19 protein-coding genes and 2 tRNA genes are annotated in these 17,267 nt (G+C 55.6%); 13 read left to right on the forward strand and 8 right to left on the reverse strand.

Features of this window, described 5'->3' with window-relative positions; translation table 11 throughout:
• Nucleotides 1-2: 2 nt before the first annotated feature.
• Genes yidC through rpmH form a run of 4 tightly spaced genes read right to left on the reverse strand, consistent with a single transcriptional unit; the run spans nt 3 to nt 1,822 of the window.
• Nucleotides 3-980: a membrane protein insertase YidC gene (gene yidC / locus KTJ78_RS04925; protein WP_217133175.1), complete on the reverse strand. Its 978-nt coding sequence runs from the start codon at nt 978-980 to the stop codon at nt 3-5.
• A complete protein-coding gene (yidD, locus tag KTJ78_RS04930) occupies nt 981-1,319 on the reverse strand; it encodes a membrane protein insertion efficiency factor YidD (RefSeq protein ID WP_217133176.1) in 339 nt (112 codons plus the stop codon).
• A 2-nt stretch (nt 1,320-1,321) separates the two neighbouring features.
• Nucleotides 1,322-1,666 carry a ribonuclease P protein component gene (gene rnpA / locus KTJ78_RS04935; RefSeq protein WP_369807981.1) on the reverse strand — a complete coding sequence of 115 codons (345 nt, stop codon included), beginning with the start codon at nt 1,664-1,666 and terminating at the stop codon, nt 1,322-1,324.
• An 18-nt stretch (nt 1,667-1,684) separates the two neighbouring features.
• Nucleotides 1,685-1,822: a 50S ribosomal protein L34 gene (rpmH, locus tag KTJ78_RS04940; RefSeq protein WP_217133178.1), complete on the reverse strand. Its 138-nt coding sequence runs from the start codon at nt 1,820-1,822 to the stop codon at nt 1,685-1,687.
• 420 nt (nt 1,823-2,242) lie between these two features.
• On the opposite strand from rpmH, the gene dnaA reads away from it, so the two are divergent.
• The 10 genes from dnaA to KTJ78_RS04990 all read left to right on the forward strand — a co-directional run bounded on the left by dnaA (nt 2,243) and on the right by KTJ78_RS04990 (nt 13,202).
• Nucleotides 2,243-3,751 (forward strand): chromosomal replication initiator protein DnaA, encoded by a 1,509-nt coding sequence (gene dnaA / locus KTJ78_RS04945; RefSeq protein WP_254259414.1) that lies wholly within the window; start codon nt 2,243-2,245, stop codon nt 3,749-3,751.
• Nucleotides 3,752-4,118: 367 nt separating this feature from the next.
• Nucleotides 4,119-5,261 (forward strand): DNA polymerase III subunit beta, encoded by a 1,143-nt coding sequence (gene dnaN / locus KTJ78_RS04950; RefSeq protein ID WP_217133179.1) that lies wholly within the window; start codon nt 4,119-4,121, stop codon nt 5,259-5,261.
• A 12-nt stretch (nt 5,262-5,273) separates the two neighbouring features.
• Nucleotides 5,274-6,488, forward strand: coding sequence for a DNA replication/repair protein RecF (gene recF, locus KTJ78_RS04955; protein ID WP_217133180.1), 1,215 nt, complete (start codon nt 5,274-5,276; stop codon nt 6,486-6,488).
• Nucleotides 6,481-6,966 (forward strand): DciA family protein, encoded by a 486-nt coding sequence (locus tag KTJ78_RS04960; protein WP_254259377.1) that lies wholly within the window; start codon nt 6,481-6,483, stop codon nt 6,964-6,966. Before recF ends, KTJ78_RS04960 begins: the two co-directional genes overlap by 8 nt.
• A gap of 151 nt (nt 6,967-7,117) precedes the next feature.
• Nucleotides 7,118-9,118 carry a DNA topoisomerase (ATP-hydrolyzing) subunit B gene (gene gyrB / locus KTJ78_RS04965; protein ID WP_217133181.1) on the forward strand — a complete coding sequence of 667 codons (2,001 nt, stop codon included), beginning with the start codon at nt 7,118-7,120 and terminating at the stop codon, nt 9,116-9,118.
• A complete protein-coding gene (gene gyrA / locus KTJ78_RS04970; protein WP_254259378.1) occupies nt 9,108-11,654 on the forward strand; it encodes a DNA gyrase subunit A in 2,547 nt (848 codons plus the stop codon). Before gyrB ends, gyrA begins: the two co-directional genes overlap by 11 nt.
• On the forward strand, nt 11,651-12,061 hold the full coding sequence (locus KTJ78_RS04975; RefSeq protein ID WP_217133185.1) for a DUF3566 domain-containing protein: 411 nt from the start codon (nt 11,651-11,653) through the stop codon (nt 12,059-12,061). Before gyrA ends, KTJ78_RS04975 begins: the two co-directional genes overlap by 4 nt.
• A 72-nt stretch (nt 12,062-12,133) precedes the next feature.
• Nucleotides 12,134-12,210, forward strand: a tRNA-Ile gene (locus KTJ78_RS04980).
• 438 nt (nt 12,211-12,648) lie between these two features.
• A tRNA-Ala gene (locus tag KTJ78_RS04985) sits at nt 12,649-12,724 on the forward strand.
• A 100-nt stretch (nt 12,725-12,824) separates the two neighbouring features.
• On the forward strand, nt 12,825-13,202 hold the full coding sequence (locus tag KTJ78_RS04990; RefSeq protein WP_217133187.1) for an ankyrin repeat domain-containing protein: 378 nt from the start codon (nt 12,825-12,827) through the stop codon (nt 13,200-13,202).
• On the opposite strand, the gene KTJ78_RS14080 is transcribed toward KTJ78_RS04990, so the two are convergent.
• Nucleotides 13,199-13,318, reverse strand: coding sequence for a DUF8730 family Cys-rich protein (locus tag KTJ78_RS14080; RefSeq protein ID WP_501993652.1), 120 nt, complete (start codon nt 13,316-13,318; stop codon nt 13,199-13,201). The genes KTJ78_RS04990 and KTJ78_RS14080 overlap by 4 nt on opposite strands.
• A 68-nt stretch (nt 13,319-13,386) precedes the next feature.
• Nucleotides 13,387-14,142 (reverse strand): siderophore-interacting protein, encoded by a 756-nt coding sequence (locus KTJ78_RS04995; RefSeq protein ID WP_217133189.1) that lies wholly within the window; start codon nt 14,140-14,142, stop codon nt 13,387-13,389.
• Between the two features lie 149 nt (nt 14,143-14,291).
• On the opposite strand from KTJ78_RS04995, the gene KTJ78_RS05000 reads away from it, so the two are divergent.
• The gene (locus KTJ78_RS05000) at nt 14,292-14,789 is read left to right on the forward strand and encodes an NUDIX hydrolase (protein WP_217133191.1); all 498 of its coding nucleotides are present in this window, start codon (nt 14,292-14,294) and stop codon (nt 14,787-14,789) included.
• A 7-nt stretch (nt 14,790-14,796) separates the two neighbouring features.
• Here the strand turns inward: KTJ78_RS05000 and KTJ78_RS05005 are convergent, their stop codons facing one another.
• Complete coding sequence (locus tag KTJ78_RS05005; protein ID WP_217133193.1) at nt 14,797-15,297, reverse strand: DNA/RNA helicase; 501 nt, start codon at nt 15,295-15,297, stop codon at nt 14,797-14,799.
• 98 nt (nt 15,298-15,395) lie between these two features.
• Between KTJ78_RS05005 and KTJ78_RS05010 the strand changes: the two genes are divergently transcribed.
• Both KTJ78_RS05010 and KTJ78_RS13525 read left to right on the forward strand, forming a co-directional pair.
• Nucleotides 15,396-15,902 (forward strand): peptidylprolyl isomerase, encoded by a 507-nt coding sequence (locus tag KTJ78_RS05010; protein ID WP_217133195.1) that lies wholly within the window; start codon nt 15,396-15,398, stop codon nt 15,900-15,902.
• Between the two features lie 273 nt (nt 15,903-16,175).
• Complete coding sequence (locus tag KTJ78_RS13525; RefSeq protein WP_369807982.1) at nt 16,176-16,823, forward strand: rhomboid family intramembrane serine protease; 648 nt, start codon at nt 16,176-16,178, stop codon at nt 16,821-16,823.
• A 127-nt stretch (nt 16,824-16,950) separates the two neighbouring features.
• On the opposite strand, the gene KTJ78_RS05020 is transcribed toward KTJ78_RS13525, so the two are convergent.
• Entirely contained in the window at nt 16,951-17,220 is a 270-nt protein-coding gene (locus tag KTJ78_RS05020) for a cell division protein CrgA (protein WP_217133199.1), read from the reverse strand.
• Nucleotides 17,221-17,267: the final 47 nt, after the last annotated feature.

A 17,267-nucleotide genomic window follows, 5' to 3' on the forward strand; every position in this document is an offset into this window, starting at 1 on the left:
CGCTACTTCTTCTTTTTCTTAGCGCGCTTTGCGCTGATGGGCTGCTGACGCTGGCCAGCCTGCTGCTGGCGTGCCTCTTCGGCTTCGATGACCTGCAATTCTTCCTCGGTGAGCTTGCCCTTCTTGCGCAAGCGCTCCTGACGAAGGCGGAAGGCCTCGGTGCCCGGGGTAGGCATGTTGCGAATCACGATTGCCTGCTGCGCCATGGTCCACATGTTCGAGCTGAACCAGTAGATGTTCAGGGCGAGCGGGAAGACAAGACCTGAGAAGAGGAACGCAAAAGGAATGATGTAGAGGAGCATCTGCTGCTGGCGGTACATCGGGCTCGACTTCGTCTCGTCAGAGATGTTCTTCGACATGATCTGCTTCTGCGTAAAGAACTGCGAGGCAATCATGAGCACCATAATGATGCCGAGGAAAATCATGACCTGAATCGGGCCGTCGTTCCAAGCCTGGGTGAAGGTCATCTTGACCGGGGCGCCCCAGATGGTGGCCTGGTTAAAGCTGTCGGTGAGCTCCTGGCTCATGAGGCCAATACCGGCCTGAGGTGTACCCGAAGAACCGGTGTTGCTCACACCTGATGCGGTACGGAGCACATAGAAGAGCGAGAAGAAGATGGGCATCTGCAGCAGCATCGGCAAGCACGAAGCCATGGGGTTCGTGCCGTGCTTCTTGTACAGGGCCATCGTCTCGCGGCTCATTGCCTCACGCGAGAACTGGTCGGTCTTGCCCTTGTACTTGGCCTGAATCTTCTTGACCTCGGGCGCGATCTCCATCATCTTGCGCTGCGACTTGATCTGCTTGACGGTGACGGGAATCAGCGCTGATCGCACAACCACCACAAGGCCAATGATCGACAGTACCCATGCGGCACCGCTGTCGGGGTCGAGCCCGAGCGTGGTAAACAAGCCGTGCCACGCTACGAGCACCAGCTCGACGAGCCAACGCAACGGCCACAGAATTGTCTCGATGAAATTCATTTAACGGGTTTTGCCCTTCTGCATCATTGATTCGTTCGTTTCAGGTGAGCGCCAAACGACGAATCCATACCGGTTCAATACTAGTTGTCTATTCCTGTGGGGTGGCGGATCATCAACACCACCCGAACTCCACGGGTTACAGCGAAGCAAGCGCCATATGGTGCGCACGCTTCCCTCGATGAAGCCACGCTGCTGAAATACCTCGAGTGCGTACCGGGAGCATGTCGGCCAGTAGCGGCACACCTCGCCGTACAGCGGTGAGATGAACTTGCGATACCCCTTCATGAACGCGATTGCGAAATTCCGGGGCAGGAGCCACACGGCCACGAGGTACCGCATGATTACTCTCGCGCCCGATCAAGCTTGGCTATTTCTCTCAAGACATCGCTTCGCAACTCGACAAACGGAGCGGTTGCTGCAGCTGGAGAAGCCCGAAAAACAACGTCATACCCGGTGAAGCCGTCACGTAAGACCTCGTCTGAAATTGCTTTCAGCCTTCGCGTAATGCGATTGCGCACAACAGCATTACCCACTTTCTTCGAAACGATGTAACCGAAGCGAGCTGGTTCATCCTGGGTACGCAAAACCGCGTGGGCGACCACAAATGGCCCGCCCACGCGGCGTCCGTGACGCATCACGCGTCGATAATCATCGCCCTGAGTAATACGGTGCAGCTGTTTCGGCACTGCTCAGGCCACGATGACTTAAGCTGAGAGCTTCGAGCGGCCCTTGCTCCGGCGTGCAGCAAGGATGCTGCGGCCCGCGCGGGTACGCATGCGAAGGCGGAAGCCGTGCTTCTTGGCGCGGCGGCGGTTATTGGGCTGGAAAGTACGCTTGCTCATGATTTCTCCGTGGTTTCGGAACTGTCTCGGAACACCGGTTCGTGAGGTCCGAGGAAGAATTTGTGACAACTAAGCAGAGCTATTGAGTCACACAAACACTTAACTTTACGCGTTTTTCTGTGATTCGTCAAAAAATGTTTTGAACCTCGCGATTATCCCCCTTTTGCCGCATTGTTCAACGAGCGACCAAGGCGTGTCGCAAATCACCCTCACGACACGACATTTCCGCTTCTCCCCAGACACCTGTAAAGTTATCCACAGGTCGGATCGTTTCCGCCAAGTTTCCCGCTATTTCATTACTATTTTCTGTGTATAGCTTTGGGGATGAAGCTGTGAGACGGTGTGAATAGCTACTTATCTGGAGGTTACGTGAACGACGCCCAAGTGCGTGAGCTGTGGGGTGAAATCACTCTCTCAGTGATGAACGACCCAGAAATTTCGCCTTCGATGGCCGCGCAATTGGCGCTCGCGCTGCCGCGAGGCATGGGCGCGGGCATGCTCTACCTCGCGGTGCAACACGAGTTCACGCAGCGTCTTCTCGATAGTCAGCTTCGCCCCGTCATCATGCAAGCCATCGCACAGCACCCGAATGCCGGCTCTATTGATAACTTCGCCGTACTCGTCGACACCGATGTCAGTGAAGAGCTTGAGGCAGAGGCGCAAGCTTACGAGCAACAGTCTGCTCGCGAACAACAGCACGAAAATCTTCATACAGGGTCATCGGGGTCATCACGCGCCGCGGCTTCATCCTTAGATTCAGCAGAGTCGGCTCACCAAGAACGCGATTCCGACGCCCATGCTGAGGCCGGCTTCGTTCCCTCGGGCGCGGCATCACATTCGGGAGCAGCCACGCAGCGAAATTACGCTTCACCGCCAACAACAGCTCCAAAATCTGAAGAATCGTTCCATCTGAACGACCAATACCGCTTTGATTCATTCGTGATCGGGCAATCAAACAGTTTTGCTCACGCCGCTGCGGTTGCCGTCGCCGAGTCACCGGCAAAGTCATACAACCCTTTGTTTATCTATGGCGATTCAGGTCTTGGCAAAACACACCTCTTGCATGCCATCGGCCACTACGCCATGGAGTTGTTTCATGGGCTTCGCGTTCGTTACGTCAGCTCAGAAGATTTCACGAACGACTTTATTAACTCAATTGCTAATAACCAGGGCCCACAGTTTCAGCAGCGGTACCGCAGTGTCGACATTTTGCTCGTCGACGATATTCAGTTTTTGAAGGGCAAGGCCGAGACGCAAGAGGCGTTCTTCCACACCTTTAACAGCCTTGTCGGTCAGAACAAGCAAATCGTTATCACAAGTGATGTTTCACCCGCGCAGCTCAAGGGCTTCGAAGACCGCATGCTCTCGCGCTTTAGTTCTGGCCTCACCACAGATATCCAGGTTCCTGACCTTGAGACGCGCATCGCTATTCTTCGCAAAAAATGCCAGCGTGAGAACATCGTTGTTGACCCTGAGATTCTCGAACTCATCGCGTCGAAGCTGAACTCAAATATTCGAGAGCTTGAGGGAAGCCTGAATCGCGTTCGGGCATACGCGAGCCTCAACGACCAACCCATCGATCTTCACGTCGCACAAACCGTTCTCAAAGACATTGTTTCGCTCGATGAGAATGAAATCTTGCCGACCGACATCGTTGGAGTTGTCGCCAATTACTTCAATCTCAGCGTCGATGACCTTTACGGGCAATCGCGCATCCAGGAAATTGCGTTTGCCAGGCAAATCGCGATGTACCTGTGCCGGGATCTGACACCGCTTTCACTTCCCAAGATTGGGCAGCTCTTCGGCGGCCGCGATCACAGCACCGTCATTTACGCGCATAAAAAAATTACACAGCTCATTGCTGAACGTCGCTCGGTATACAACCAAGTGGCCGAACTGACCTCGAAATTGAAGCATAATTCGGCATAAATTTATCCACATCCACAGGAGGCTTGTGAATAACTCTTGATAAGTCATCGAATCTGTGGATAAGTTCTGGGCTGCTGTGGAGATCCTGTCATTCACGAGATCGGCATGTTTAAGCCATTCCCAGCCCGTCCACCGCTTCTCCGCAAATGACAAAGATGTAGTTCCTTGTCGCAGAGCGGGCTATCGGGAGTTATCCACAATATCCACAGGACTTATGACTATTACAGAATTACAACTTATAGAGAGCAAACCCAATACCCAGGTGAAAACCGAAAATCGAGCGAGCTTCTGTGACACGCTTCGTAAGAGTTACAAAACTATGCAAAGATGTTGTTCGATAGTTTGTCATTCTGAGGAGGAGTAGCGAGTGCGATTTACCGTCGACAGGGACGTGTTTAACGAAGCTGTTTCGTTTACTGCAAAACTTCTCCCGCAGCGACCTACCCAGCCAATTTTGAGTGGGGTACTTCTTGTCGCTGAAGGAGAAAGTGTTGAGCTCGGTACGTTCGACTACGAGACCTCATCAAAAACTTCAGTGAAAGCTGACATTCTCGAGCCAGGCCGTGCGCTTGTCTCGGGTCGCCTACTTGCTGAAATCGCGAGCAAACTTCCTCACTCAGACGTGACGGTTACCCGTGAAGACGATCGCATCCTCATCCGTTGTGGATCAGCTTCGTTCAGCCTCCCCTCGATGCCAGTCGAAGAGTACCCACAGATTCCTGAAATCGCAGAGGCAAGTGGTTCGGTAGACGCGTCGACATTTGCCGAAGCGATCGCTCAGGTCTCGCTTGCAGCTTCGAAGGAAGACGTCACCCCGGTGATCACAGGGGTACAGTTTGAAATCGCAGAAGGAACGCTGACCCTCACCGCCACCGACCGCTATCGTGTGGCCACGCGTGGCATCGACTGGACCCCAGTGGGCGAAACAGATGCAATCAATGCGCTCGTTCCAGCAAAAATCGTGACCGAGGTCGGTAAGACCTTTGGAAATGACTCAACTGTTCACATCACGATCGTCAAGGAACAAGACCGCGAGCTCATCGCATTCCGCGGCGGCTCAAAGACGGTCACCTCAGTGCTCATCAAGGGCAATTACCCTCCCGTTCAACGCCTTTTTCCCGAGGTCGTTGATAACTATGCAGTCGTGAGCACGAATGAAATTATCGAGGCAGTCGGCCGCGTTGGTCTCGTTCTTGAACGCGAAGCTGCACTCCGCTTCAGCTTTAGCGAAGGCAGCGTGCAGCTCGAAGGTGCTGGATCTGAATCTGCACGAGCAAACGAGACTGCCGATGCTCATCTCGTCGGTGACGAAATGGTCGTCTCGTTGAAGCCGCAATTCTTGCTGGATGGTTTGCGCTCAGCTCATGCCGAGTATGCGCGCATCGGCTTCACGCGAACCGATAACCCTGCAAAGCCTGGGCCAGTACTCATCTCAGGGCAGCACAGCCGAGACGAGCAGACTTCAGCAAGCTTTAAGTACCTTCTGCAGCCAAACCTGCTCTTGCGATAGGGGCAACCCTGAGTGCAGGTTCGTCATCTCAGTCTTGCAAACTATCGAAACTATGCCCACGCTGAGCTAGTGTTCGCCCCAGGCATGAATATGCTGGTTGGGCGCAATGGTCAGGGCAAAACGAACGTTGCAGAAGCGCTCATGTATCTCGCGACGCTTCGCTCGCACCGCATTTCGCAGGATGCTGCACTCATCAAAGCGGGGGAGGATTCCGCTATTGTCCGCTGCAGGCTTGCCCAGGGCGAACGTGAGGCTCTTCTCGAGTTGCAGCTCAACCGCGGAAGTGCGAATAAAGCGCTCATTAACCGTCACAGCGTCAAAACTCGTGAACTTACGCAGCTCATCTCGGCCGTTCTGTTCGCCCCAGAAGATCTCATGATCGTTCGAGGGGAACCAGCCACTCGCAGATCGTTTCTAGACGATGCCCTTATCTCACGGCACCCAGTCGCTGCTGGTGCCATTGCTGATTATGAGAAGATCCTTCGGCAGAGAAACACGATGCTCAGAGATTTTAAGCATACGGGCAGAAGTGCGAACTCGATCGACACCCTCCTTGACGTCTGGGATGAACAGCTCGTCGAAATGGGTTCACAGATTATACGCCACCGCCGAATGCTTATCGAGGATTTACGAGATCCGCTGATCCAGGGCTATTTTTCACTCGTTGATCAGGATCACCAGCCAACCATCGCGCTCATGGAAAGCGTACAAGAAACGTTGGGTGTTTCACGTGAAACAAGCGGCGTAGTAGATGTGGGCGCGAGTGTTTCACGTGAAACAATAGCCGAAGAGTTTCGCGATGCATTGCGCCTCGTGAGGGGGAGGGAGCTCGAACGCGGGCAGACTCTCGTTGGTCCACATCGCGATGACGCGGTCCTTCAGCTGAAGTCGCTGCCCGTAAAAGGATATGCGAGCCACGGAGAAACTTGGTCCTATGTCCTCTCCCTGAAGCTTGCCCTTGCGAGCGTTCTCAGCACTGACACCGTAGAGGGTGATCCAGTCTTGATTCTCGACGACGTTTTTGCCGAGCTTGATCTTGGTCGTCGTGAACGGCTGTACGCTGCTGTCTCTGGTTATGAGCAGGTGATCGTAACAACTGCGGTCGAAGGTGACGTTCCGCAGGGGCATGAGTGGCACACGATCCGCATCGAAGCCGGAGAAGTCGTTGCTATTGAACCAGTTGTCACCCAGGAAACACCTGATCAGAGTAGTGATACTGATGAGTGAGCAAATCTCGTTTGCAAGCGAGGCCTACATTCATGCGAAGTCGCTCTGGAGCGGTAAGCGATATAGCGCGATGGCCGCGAGGCGTCGGAAGATCGACGGGACGTCAATTCCTTATGCGAAGGGCAGAGACCCGAAGAGTCTCGCGGCGGTTCTCGAGACGATGACCAAAGATATGGGGTGGGGAGAGCAACTCAGCCAAACAACGCTCATTGTTGAATGGCCGAACCTTGTCGGCAAGGATATCGCCGAGCACACCGAAGTTGTTGGCATCACCGGAAAAAAGCTCGAGATTCAATGCGACTCGACCGCATGGGCGACGCAGCTTCGACGAATGCGACACCAAATCGTCACGAAGCTTTTGGAGCAGTATCCCGAAGCTGGGGTAGAAGACATTCTCTTCCGTGGCCCTCACACGCCTTCCTGGCGTCATGGGCCAAGAAGTGTGCCTGGAAGAGGCCCGCGAGACACCTACGGTTAACCTGGCACTTGACCAGGGGGTGTCCCTGCTGAAAATAAGCGCTAAAACGGCTCTGTAATACGCCTAAAATCGCCCAAAATTGGTAAGATGGACATCTAGGCTACAAATAAGCCGTATCGGCGCTAAGAAATGCTGGGAGAAAAAACACAAGATGGCTACTGAAGACGGTACTGGAAATAACTTATCAGAGTACGGTGCCGACGCGATTCAGGTGCTTGAGGGTCTTGAAGCGGTTCGCAAACGCCCCGGCATGTACATTGGTTCGACAGGGCCACGAGGGCTGCACCACCTGGTCTACGAGATCGTCGATAACTCAGTTGATGAGTCGCTTGCAGGGTACTGCGACCTCATCGAGGTAACGATTCTCGAAGACGGCGCTGTGCGCGTTCGAGACAACGGCCGCGGTATTCCGGTTGACATGCACCCGACCGAGGGGCGTTCAACGGTCGAGGTCGTTCTGACGGTTCTGCACGCCGGTGGTAAGTTCGGCGGTGGTGGTTACGCGGTCTCGGGTGGCTTGCACGGCGTGGGATCGTCAGTGGTAAACGCTCTTTCGACGAGGTTTGATGTTGAGGTGAAGCGCCAAGGTTTCACGTGGAACATGTCGTTTGCCGGGGGAGTGCCCAATGCTCCGCTCGCGCAGGGTGAGCCTACCGATGAGACCGGAACAACGATTACGTTCTGGCCGAGCGCTGATATTTTCGAGACTGTTGAATTCGATTACGAGACATTGCGCACTCGTTTTCAGCAGATGGCGTTCTTGAACAAGGGACTCCGTATTAGCCTGCGCGATGAGCGGCCCCAGGAACTCGTGATCAATGATGATGGCGAAGAAGTCATGGCCGATGCGCCTCACAACGAGTTCATGTACGAGAACGGTATTCAGGACTACGTTCAGCACATCAACAAGTCGAAGCGTGCCGAGATTGTTCACGAAGAAATTATTTCGTTTGAGCAGGAGAAAGAAGACAAGTCGATTTCGCTCGAGGTAGCGATGCAGTGGACGAGTGCTTTCTCAGAGAGTGTGCACACGTACGCCAATACAATTAACACCCACGAGGGTGGAACGCACGAAGAGGGTTTCCGTGCGGCTTTGACGACGCTCATCAACCGGTACGCGCGTGACAAGAACCTGCTGCGCGAAAAAGACGAAAATCTTTCGGGTGATGACGTTCGAGAGGGCCTCACCGCGGTTGTCTCAATCAAGCTTGCTGAGCCACAGTTCGAAGGTCAGACCAAGACGAAGCTCGGCAACACCGAGGCCAAGGCGTTCGTTCAAAAGCTTGTCGGTGATCAGCTCGGAGACTGGTTTGAGCGCAACCCCGCGGCAGCAAAAGACATCATTCGCAAGGCGATTCAGGCCGCTACGGCACGACTCGCTGCCCGAAAGGCGCGTGAGACTGCACGCCGCAAAGGACTGCTCGAGTCGGGCGGCATGCCCGGAAAGCTGAAGGACTGCTCGTCGAAGGACCCATCGATCTCAGAAATTTTCATCGTTGAGGGTGACTCGGCAGGTGGATCCGCGGTGCAGGGAAGGAACCCTGACACGCAGGCCATTTTGCCGTTGCGTGGAAAGATTCTGAACGTTGAAAAGGCGCGTCTTGACCGTGCACTGAACAACGCCGAGGTTCAAGCAATGATCACGGCATTCGGTGCCGGCATTGGTGAAGAATTTGATCCTGAGAAGGCTCGCTACCACAAGATCGTGCTTATGGCCGATGCCGATGTTGACGGTCAGCACATTACAACGCTGCTCCTCACGTTGCTGTTCAGATACATGAAGCCGCTCATTGAACTCGGGTATGTGTATCTCGCACAGCCGCCCCTGTACCGCCTGAAGTGGTCGAATGCTGAGCATGAATATGTATACAGTGACGAAGAGCGAGACCAGCAGCTCGCTGCAGGCCAGGCAGCCGGCCGACGAATTCCTAAAGACAACGGAATTCAGCGCTACAAGGGTCTCGGCGAGATGAACTACGAAGAGCTCTGGGAGACCACGATGAACCCCGAAACCCGCAGCCTTCTGCAGGTGACGATGGAAGACGCTGTGGCAGCCGACGAAATTTTTGCAACCCTCATGGGTGAAGACGTTGAAGCGCGTCGCACCTTTATCCAACAGAATGCGAAGGACGTGCGTTTCCTTGACATCTAACGAGACTCCAGAAACCGAACCGCAGCAGACTGGGGGAAACATCTCGCAGATCGACCTCCAGGTTGAGATGCAGCGTTCGTACCTTGACTACGCGATGAGCGTGATCGTTGGACGTGCGCTTCCCGATGTTCGTGACGGCCTGAAGCCGGTACACCGCCGTGTGATTTATACGATGTTTGATGGCGGTTACCGCCCTGACCGGGCCTTTTCAAAGTGCGCCCGTGTGGTCGGCGACGTTATGGGCCACTACCACCCGCACGGTGACAGCGCTATTTACGACGCGCTCGTTCGCCTGGTGCAGCCCTGGAGCATGCGGTACCCCCTGGCTCTTGGTCAGGGTAACTTCGGTTCACCGGGTAACGATGGAGCGGCAGCCCCGAGGTACACCGAGACGAAGATGTCGCCCCTGTCGCTCGAGATGGTGCGTGATATCGACGAAGACACCGTCGATTTCCAAGACAACTACGATGGGCGTGCCCAGGAGCCCACCGTGCTCACGAGCCGCTTCCCGAACCTGTTGGTGAACGGTTCAGTGGGTATCGCCGTTGGCATGGCCACAAACATTCCTCCGCACAACCTTCGTGAGGTTGCCGACGGTGCCAAATGGCATCTTGAAAACCCTGACGCGACGAAAGAGGAGCTGCAACAGGCCCTCATGCAGCGCATCAAGGGCCCCGATTTCCCGACCGGTGCCCAGATTCTCGGCACCCGAGGCATTCAGGAAGCCCAGAAAACGGGACGCGGATCAATCACGATGCGTGCGGTCGTCAATATCGAAGAGTTGCAGGGTCGCACCTGCCTCGTCGTTACCGAGCTTCCGTACCAGGTAAACCCCGATAACCTCGCGGTGAAGATCGCTGACCTCGTGAAAGAGGGAAGAGTTCAGGGCATCGCTGATATTCGCGATGAGACGAGCGGCCGTACCGGCCAGCGCCTCATCATTGTTCTCAAGCGTGATGCGGTTGCGAAGGTTGTTCTCAATAATCTCTACAAGCACACACAGCTTCAGGAGAACTTTGGTGCGAACATGCTTGCGATCGTTGATGGTGTGCCACGCACGCTCTCGGTCGACGGGTTTATCACGTACTGGGTGAAGCACCAGGTTGAAGTTATTGTGCGCCGTACGCAGTTCCGCCTGAATAAGGCTGAGGCAGAGGCTCACATTCAGCGCGGTTACCTGAAGGCGCTCGATGCCCTCGACGAGGTTATTGCGCTTATTCGCCGTTCACCGACCGTTGAAGAAGCGCGTGAGGGCCTTATGAGCCTGCTGCAGGTTGATCAGCTCCAGGCTGACGCTATTCTTGGCCTTCAGCTCCGTCGTCTGGCGGCCCTCGAGCGTCAGAAGATCATGGATCTCGCGAAGAAGCTTGAGCTTCAGATCGCCGAGTACCACGAGATTCTCGCCTCTGACGAGCGCCAGCGCGGCATCATCATCGACGAGCTCGATGAGATCGTCGATCGCTACGGCGACGACCGCCGCACCGAGATCATGTACGGTTACGACGGCGATATGTCGGTCGAAGACCTCATTCCCGAGGAAGACATGGTCGTTACGGTAACGCGTGGCGGGTATATCAAGCGCACGCGTATTGATAACTACCGTTCGCAGCACCGCGGTGGCAAGGGCGTACGCGGGGCAACGTTGCGAGCCGACGATATTGTCGAGCACTTCTTTGTTACGACGACGCACCATTGGCTGCTGTTCTTCACGAACACTGGCCGTATGTACCGGGCGAAGACCTATGAAGCACCCGAGGGCGGCCGCGATGCGAAGGGACAGCACCTCGCAAACCTCTTGGCGCTCGGCCCCGACGAAACGATCACGCAGATCATCGATGTTCGTTCATTCGACGAAGACGACGATCAGCTCGTGCTTGCAACGCGCAATGGTCTGGTAAAGAAGACCCCGCTGAACGAGTACGACACGAACCGCACGGGCGGCATTATCGCCATCAAACTCCGTGACGAAGATGAGCTCGTCTCGGCCATGGTGCTCCGTTCAGAAGATGACATTCTGCTCGTCTCGAAGCACGGCATGTCGCTGCGTTTCACGGCAAACGACACCGCGTTACGACCCATGGGGCGTTCGACGAGTGGCGTTCGTGGCATGAACTTCAGAGATGACGACGAGCTTCTGGCAGCACGTGACATTCGCAATGATGAAGACTTCGTGCTCGTCGTCACCGAGGGCGGCTATGCCAAACGCACCTCTGCGAGCGAATACCGCGTTCAGAATCGTGGCGGCTACGGCATCAAGGTCGCGAAACTCGATGAAACCCGTGGCGATATCGTCGGCGCACTCATCGTTTCTGAAGATGCTGAGGTTCTCGCGGTGCTCGCGAGCGGTAAGGTGGTTCGAACCGACGTCGCTGAGGTTCCTGCGAAGGGGCGCAACACCATGGGTGTTGTTTTTGCGAGATTCCCAGACAGTGACCGTATTATTGGCGTCGCGCAAAATACCGAGCGTAATCTTGAAGAAGAAGGCGGGGAAGAAGCCCCGGCTGACGCAGCACAACCTGAGGATAGCAACGCATGACCAACACCGTAGCTGACAAGCTTGCGCAGAAGACTCGCAAGAAAGCCCCATCAAAACAGGTTCGTCTGAAGCTTGTATACGTCGACTTCTGGTCTGCCGTAAAGTTCAGTTTCTTGCTGTCACTGTGTCTGGCAGTCGTCAACGCTATTGCTACGGTGCTCATCTACGCTGTTCTCGCTCAGACCGGTGCTCTCGGCAAGATCGATGAGCTGTTCATGGACGTTGTCGGTGGAGACGAGACGAGCCTCATGAACTTCCTCGGGTACCCGCAGGTCATTGGCTTCGCGGTAACCGTCTCGGTGATAGGTCTCATCGTGGGCACGGTTCTCGGCGCAATTGCTGCGTTCGTGTACAACCTGCTCGTTCGAGTCTTCGGTGGTTTCCAGCTCGGATTCACCGGAAACTAAGCGCACACGCGCGGCCAAGGAAGTCGATTTGACCAAATCGACAGACATGCAGTAATGTTAAACCTTGGTTAAGGGGCTATAGCTCAGGTGGTTAGAGCGCTTCACTGATAATGAAGAGGTCCCAGGTTCAAGTCCTGGTAGCCCCACCAAATATCGCAAGGGCAGTCGAGAAATCGACTGCCCTTTGTCGTTGGTTCGTGAAACATTCTCACGGCCGACTGGGGGAGCATCACCCGAGTTTTGGGTGTGCTGAACGCGCCGGCGTTTGAAGCGAAGAATGTGGGCACGTGGGCTGCGTTCTGCGGGGCGTTCAGGGTCGAGGTGGGGTGTGAGTATCACCGGAGCTCTGAACGGCGCACAGGGCGGCGTATGGGTGTCGATACTCTCATTGCGGCGGATCAAAGCCGCTGCCAATACTGAAATTCGCACGACACCCGTGCTCGTTTTGCGCGAGAGAAATGAGCCGGGTATAGTTATTCGAGCAGGCACGGCAACCGAAGACGGAAACCGAGTCAAGCAAGAAGTAGTTGCCAGGGTAAGAATCTTGTGATAAGATATACAAGGTTCAGGACAAATGGACTAATTACGGGCCCTTAGCTCAATTGGTAGAGCGTCTGTTTTGCAAGCAGAAGGTCGGGAGTTCGATTCTCCCAGGGTCCACCAAACACAAGAAAAGCCGCCCGATTATTCGGGCGGCTTTTGTGTTGTAAGGGCTTCTCACATTAGTGAGAAGTGAGAGACGAGAAGAAAAGGTTTGGAGCTCATGGATCTTCCAGATGAGGTTGTCGCTTTCGCGCATCAGCTCTTTGATGCGGCGCGAAACGGCGATGCACCCTTTGTGCTCTCAGCGGTGAAGCAGGGCATCTCACCTGACCTCAGTGACGCGAGCGGTAATACGCTGCTGATGCTTGCGGCTTACCACGGGCACGCTCGTCTCGTTGCCGAGCTCGCTGCTCAGGGCGCCAACATTAACCAGGCGAATGAGCGTGGGCAGACTCCTCTTGCTGGTGCGGTCTTTAAACGAGACGAGGCCGTGATCAGCACGTTGCTTACGCTCGGTGCTGATCCCGACCTCGGTTCACCGTCGGCTCGCATGACGGCAAAAATGTTTGAGATTTCTCTCGACGCTTACCGCGTTTAACGGGGGCATGAGCAGCGGTCAGCCGCTGCAACGCCCTCGAGTGCGGTTTCAATGTGTTCGCCACAACCTTCCCAGGTTGCGAGGTCACAGTGAGAGCATGTTACTTTGACGCACATGAGGCGCCTCCCTTCGTTCAGACAACTGCTCTGATCTTACAAGCAGTGTTCGCGAAGCTCTCCCAGTTCTACTCGTCGGGATCTTCGGGATCGAGTGGCTCGTGATGGTCAAGCTCTGCGACGCCACGCTTCCAGTAGCCCTGTGCATCAAGTTGGTCGAGACGAATACCGGCTTCGCGTCGCAGGTAACGGCGTAGGGGCGTGATGGTGGTTGCCTCGCCCGCGAGAAAAGCGAACGTGGTGTCTGTGATGTTTAGCTTGCGAAGCTCGGCCATGATGCCTTCGGGGGCCTCGTCGATGTCAAACCAGGTGATGTCGTCCTGATCGTCAAAGTATGCGCGCATGCGCTCGTCGACGGTGAAGAAGAACTTGTGTACGGTGACGTCATCGCTCACGGCATCGAGCCAGCGGGTTACCGCGGGAAAGGCGGTCTCGTCGGCGACAAGTACCATCTCGGTGATACCTGCGGGCGCAAGCTTCGATCCACGTGGTCCTGCCTGCTGAATAAGCTGGCCTGGAGCAGCTTCCTTCGCCCAGTCTGACGCGGGGCCGTCGGTTTCGTGAAGCACCATGTCGATATCAAGCTCGTAGCCCTCTGCGGTTTCACGGAAGTTAAGCGGAGTGTAGTCGCGCATAATAGGTCGGCCGTGGGCTTCACCGAAAATGAGCTTAATATGGTCGGCCGGTCCAGGTGCTTCAAAGCCTTCGAGCTCGGGACTCGTCACGGTTATGCGTGCATAGTCTGGCGCAACCTGCGTCACATTCGTGACTCGAAGGGTTCTGCGCTTCAGCTCGTGCATGACCCGTTCGCGTGTAAACTGCATAAATTCTCGTCTCCTTCGTCAAACTTAGGCTACCCTAACTTCTTGAATGCCTGTCAAGCATGCCTCTCTAAAGAAATGAACCCTTGTCAGGTGGTCACAAATGAAAGAAACATGGGGCACGCCCCTGAAAGCAAGTAGGCTTAGACCCTATGGATATGAGAGTTGCGGCATACGCGGTTATTGAGAGGCAGGGACAGATCCTGCTTACTCACTGGCGCCGTGGCCGCATGAGTGGATGGACGTTGCCAGGCGGCGGCATCGAATCCGGTGAGTCACCAGAGGCCGCTGCAAAGCGGGAAGTCAAAGAAGAGACCGGGCTTGATGCCAAGATCGGCAAGCTCATTGGTGTCGACTCTCGTGTGTTTAGCCGAGAGGACGTTCCCGAGGGCAGTGATCCAGAGTTACATACGATCAGGATCATCTATCGAGCTACGGTCAAAGATGGCCCGCTAGTCAATGAGGTTGACGGCTCAAGCGACGAGGCACGTTGGGTGCCACTTGCTGAAATTGCGGAACTGCGAACGCTCTCGCTCGTGAACACGGCGCTGCGCATGGCTGGCCTGCGTGGTTCATCGTCGAGGCGCTCTCGAGGCCGCCGGCGACGGCGTTCCCATTCGGGTCAGCCGCGCCAGCAGCAAGAGCGGTAGTGCCGGCTTAGAAGTCGTCTGCCGAGACCCACATATCATCGTCTTCACGGAAGGCCTGCCAGAGGGCGTAGCCGACAGCGCTTGCTGCGGCAATGCCAACGCCGAGGGCGATGAGACCACCCTTGCGCTTCTTCTTGACCGGCTCAATAAGTCCGTGCTGTTCGCCGAAACCACGTAGCTGGCGTGAGGCTTCGGTCTGTTCCATGCGCTCGAGTGAACGAACGGTGCCAGCGAGAGCCGCTGCGACAACGGGTGCTGCGGCAACGCGCACGCGATCCGCTGCACGACGTGCGCAAGCGACGTTCTTCTGCACGAATGGACGGGCCTGGTCGACGGCCGACTCTACTCGTGGCATGACGTGTTCGTTGCCAAGCTCCTTCGCCTGGCGGCTCGCTTCGCCGAGCACATGCCCAGCGTGACCGAGCACTTCGCGCTGGTGGTCAAGCAGAACCTCTGCCTGGTTACGAAGTTTCTTCAGTTCGCGCCTGCGTTTGCGAGACAGTTGCATCTTGGCCTCCGAATGTTGGTTGCTGTGCTTCAACGGTACACCGAGTGCCCTGGAATTTACTAGCAAATGGCAAGTTTGTGCCCGGTAGACTGGGCAACATGACCATTCCATCGGCAACAGCAACCATTCACACAAACCACGGTGACATTAACCTTGATCTCTTCGGTGATCAGGCTCCGAAGACCGTGAAGAACTTCATCGACCTCGCTGAAAAGGGGTTCTATGACAACCTCATTTTTCACCGCATCATCAAAGAGTTCATGATTCAGGGCGGCTGCCCACAGGGCACCGGCACCGGTGGCCCAGGCTATACCTTCGACGATGAGATTCACCCCGAGCTCACCTTCGACCGCCCCTACCAGCTCGCAATGGCGAACGCTGGCAAGCGCCCCGACCTCACCGGTCGCCTCGCGGGCACGAACGGCTCACAGTTCTTCATCACCACGATCGCTCCGTCATGGCTCAACGGCAACCACACCATCTTCGGTGAGGTCAACGACGATGAGTCGAAGAAGGTCGTTGACGCGATTGAGGGCGTTGCTACCGGCGCTATGGATCGCCCAGTTGAAGACGTTGTGATCACCTCGATCACCATCAAGCAGTAAGTTTCGTCATACTCCATGGGACACAATGTGCCGCAGTTCGGCGAGCGGGCGAGCTACGGCCCGTCTGACGTTTGCTACCGACATAAGAACCGGCCTACTTTTACGCTGTGCCAGCGTTGTGGCAATAACATTTGCCCTGATTGCCAGGTGCAGTCGGCCGTTGGTGTGTTGTGCCCCTCGTGCGTGAAGGAAACCTCGCCCGGTGTATCCCGGCGCAGTAAACCTTCACGCACGAAAATCGGTCGGGCATTTACCGACCCTCAGATCCCGGCCGTGACGTACACGATCATGATTCTGTGTGGGCTGGTGTTTCTCGCGCAGCTCACGAGCGATAGCGTCACGAACGCGCTCTGGTACCGGCCCGCGTATTCGACCCCCATGTACTTTGAACCGTGGCGCATGCTGACGGTCATGTTTACCCACTCAACGAGCAGCTATTACCACCTGCTCGGCAACATGTTCACTCTGTGGATCTTCGGTCGAGAGCTTGAACGCGCGGTTGGCAAGCTCAATTACATCCTGCTCTACGCGATGGCCGGATGGGGCGGATCGCTGGCCGTTCAACTGTGGGTCTATGTCAACCCAGAAACCATTTTGACGCCTACCGTGGGCGCCTCCGGTGCGATCTTCGGTGTGATGGGTGCGATGTTCGTCGGGCTGAGATCAGTGAATGTCAACGTGACCTCGCTCGGCGTGCTGCTCGCGATCAACTTTGCGATCGGATTGCAGCCCGGGTCACAGATCTCGTGGCAGGCTCACCTTGGCGGAATGCTCGTCGGTGCAGCGGTCATGGGGGTACTGGTGAACTTTAAGGGGCCCAGGCAGCGCACGAAACGTATCAGCATGCTCGTTGGTCTTGCGGCGCTGCTCGTCGTGCTCTCAGCATCGTATTTTGTGGTGCTCCCTTTACCTGTTGCGTGATCTGGCATTCATCTGCGTGATGTGCGTTGTTGGCAACGAGTGACGGGAACTTATCAACAGTTCTATACACAGCTGGTGATAATTACACCGTTGTAATTCACACCTGTGCATAAGTGCGCGGTGGTTATTAACGCCACCTGGTGGTCATCAAGAACCCAATGAGAATGAGCCCAAAGCCGACAAAGATGTTGTTCTGTCCCAGCTGAGGAATGGGCAGAGCGAGGGTTGCCGCGGTGATGTAGTACAGAACGATCCACACGAGGCCAACGAGCATGAAGCCGAACATGACCGGCTTAAACCATGCTGGGTTCGGTGCGGGCTCTCCCGAGGGGGTCTCGCGGTTCTGTGAGGTCACTTCAGCCTGTTGTTTCTTGCTGAGATCTTTTGACTTTGCCATAACCCACATCTTACTTGAGGTTTCACGCCGCTGGGCTGAATAGAATG

Source organism: Leucobacter chinensis, assembly GCF_019049105.1.
Taxonomy (GTDB): Bacteria; Actinomycetota; Actinomycetes; order Actinomycetales; family Microbacteriaceae; genus Leucobacter_A; species Leucobacter_A chinensis.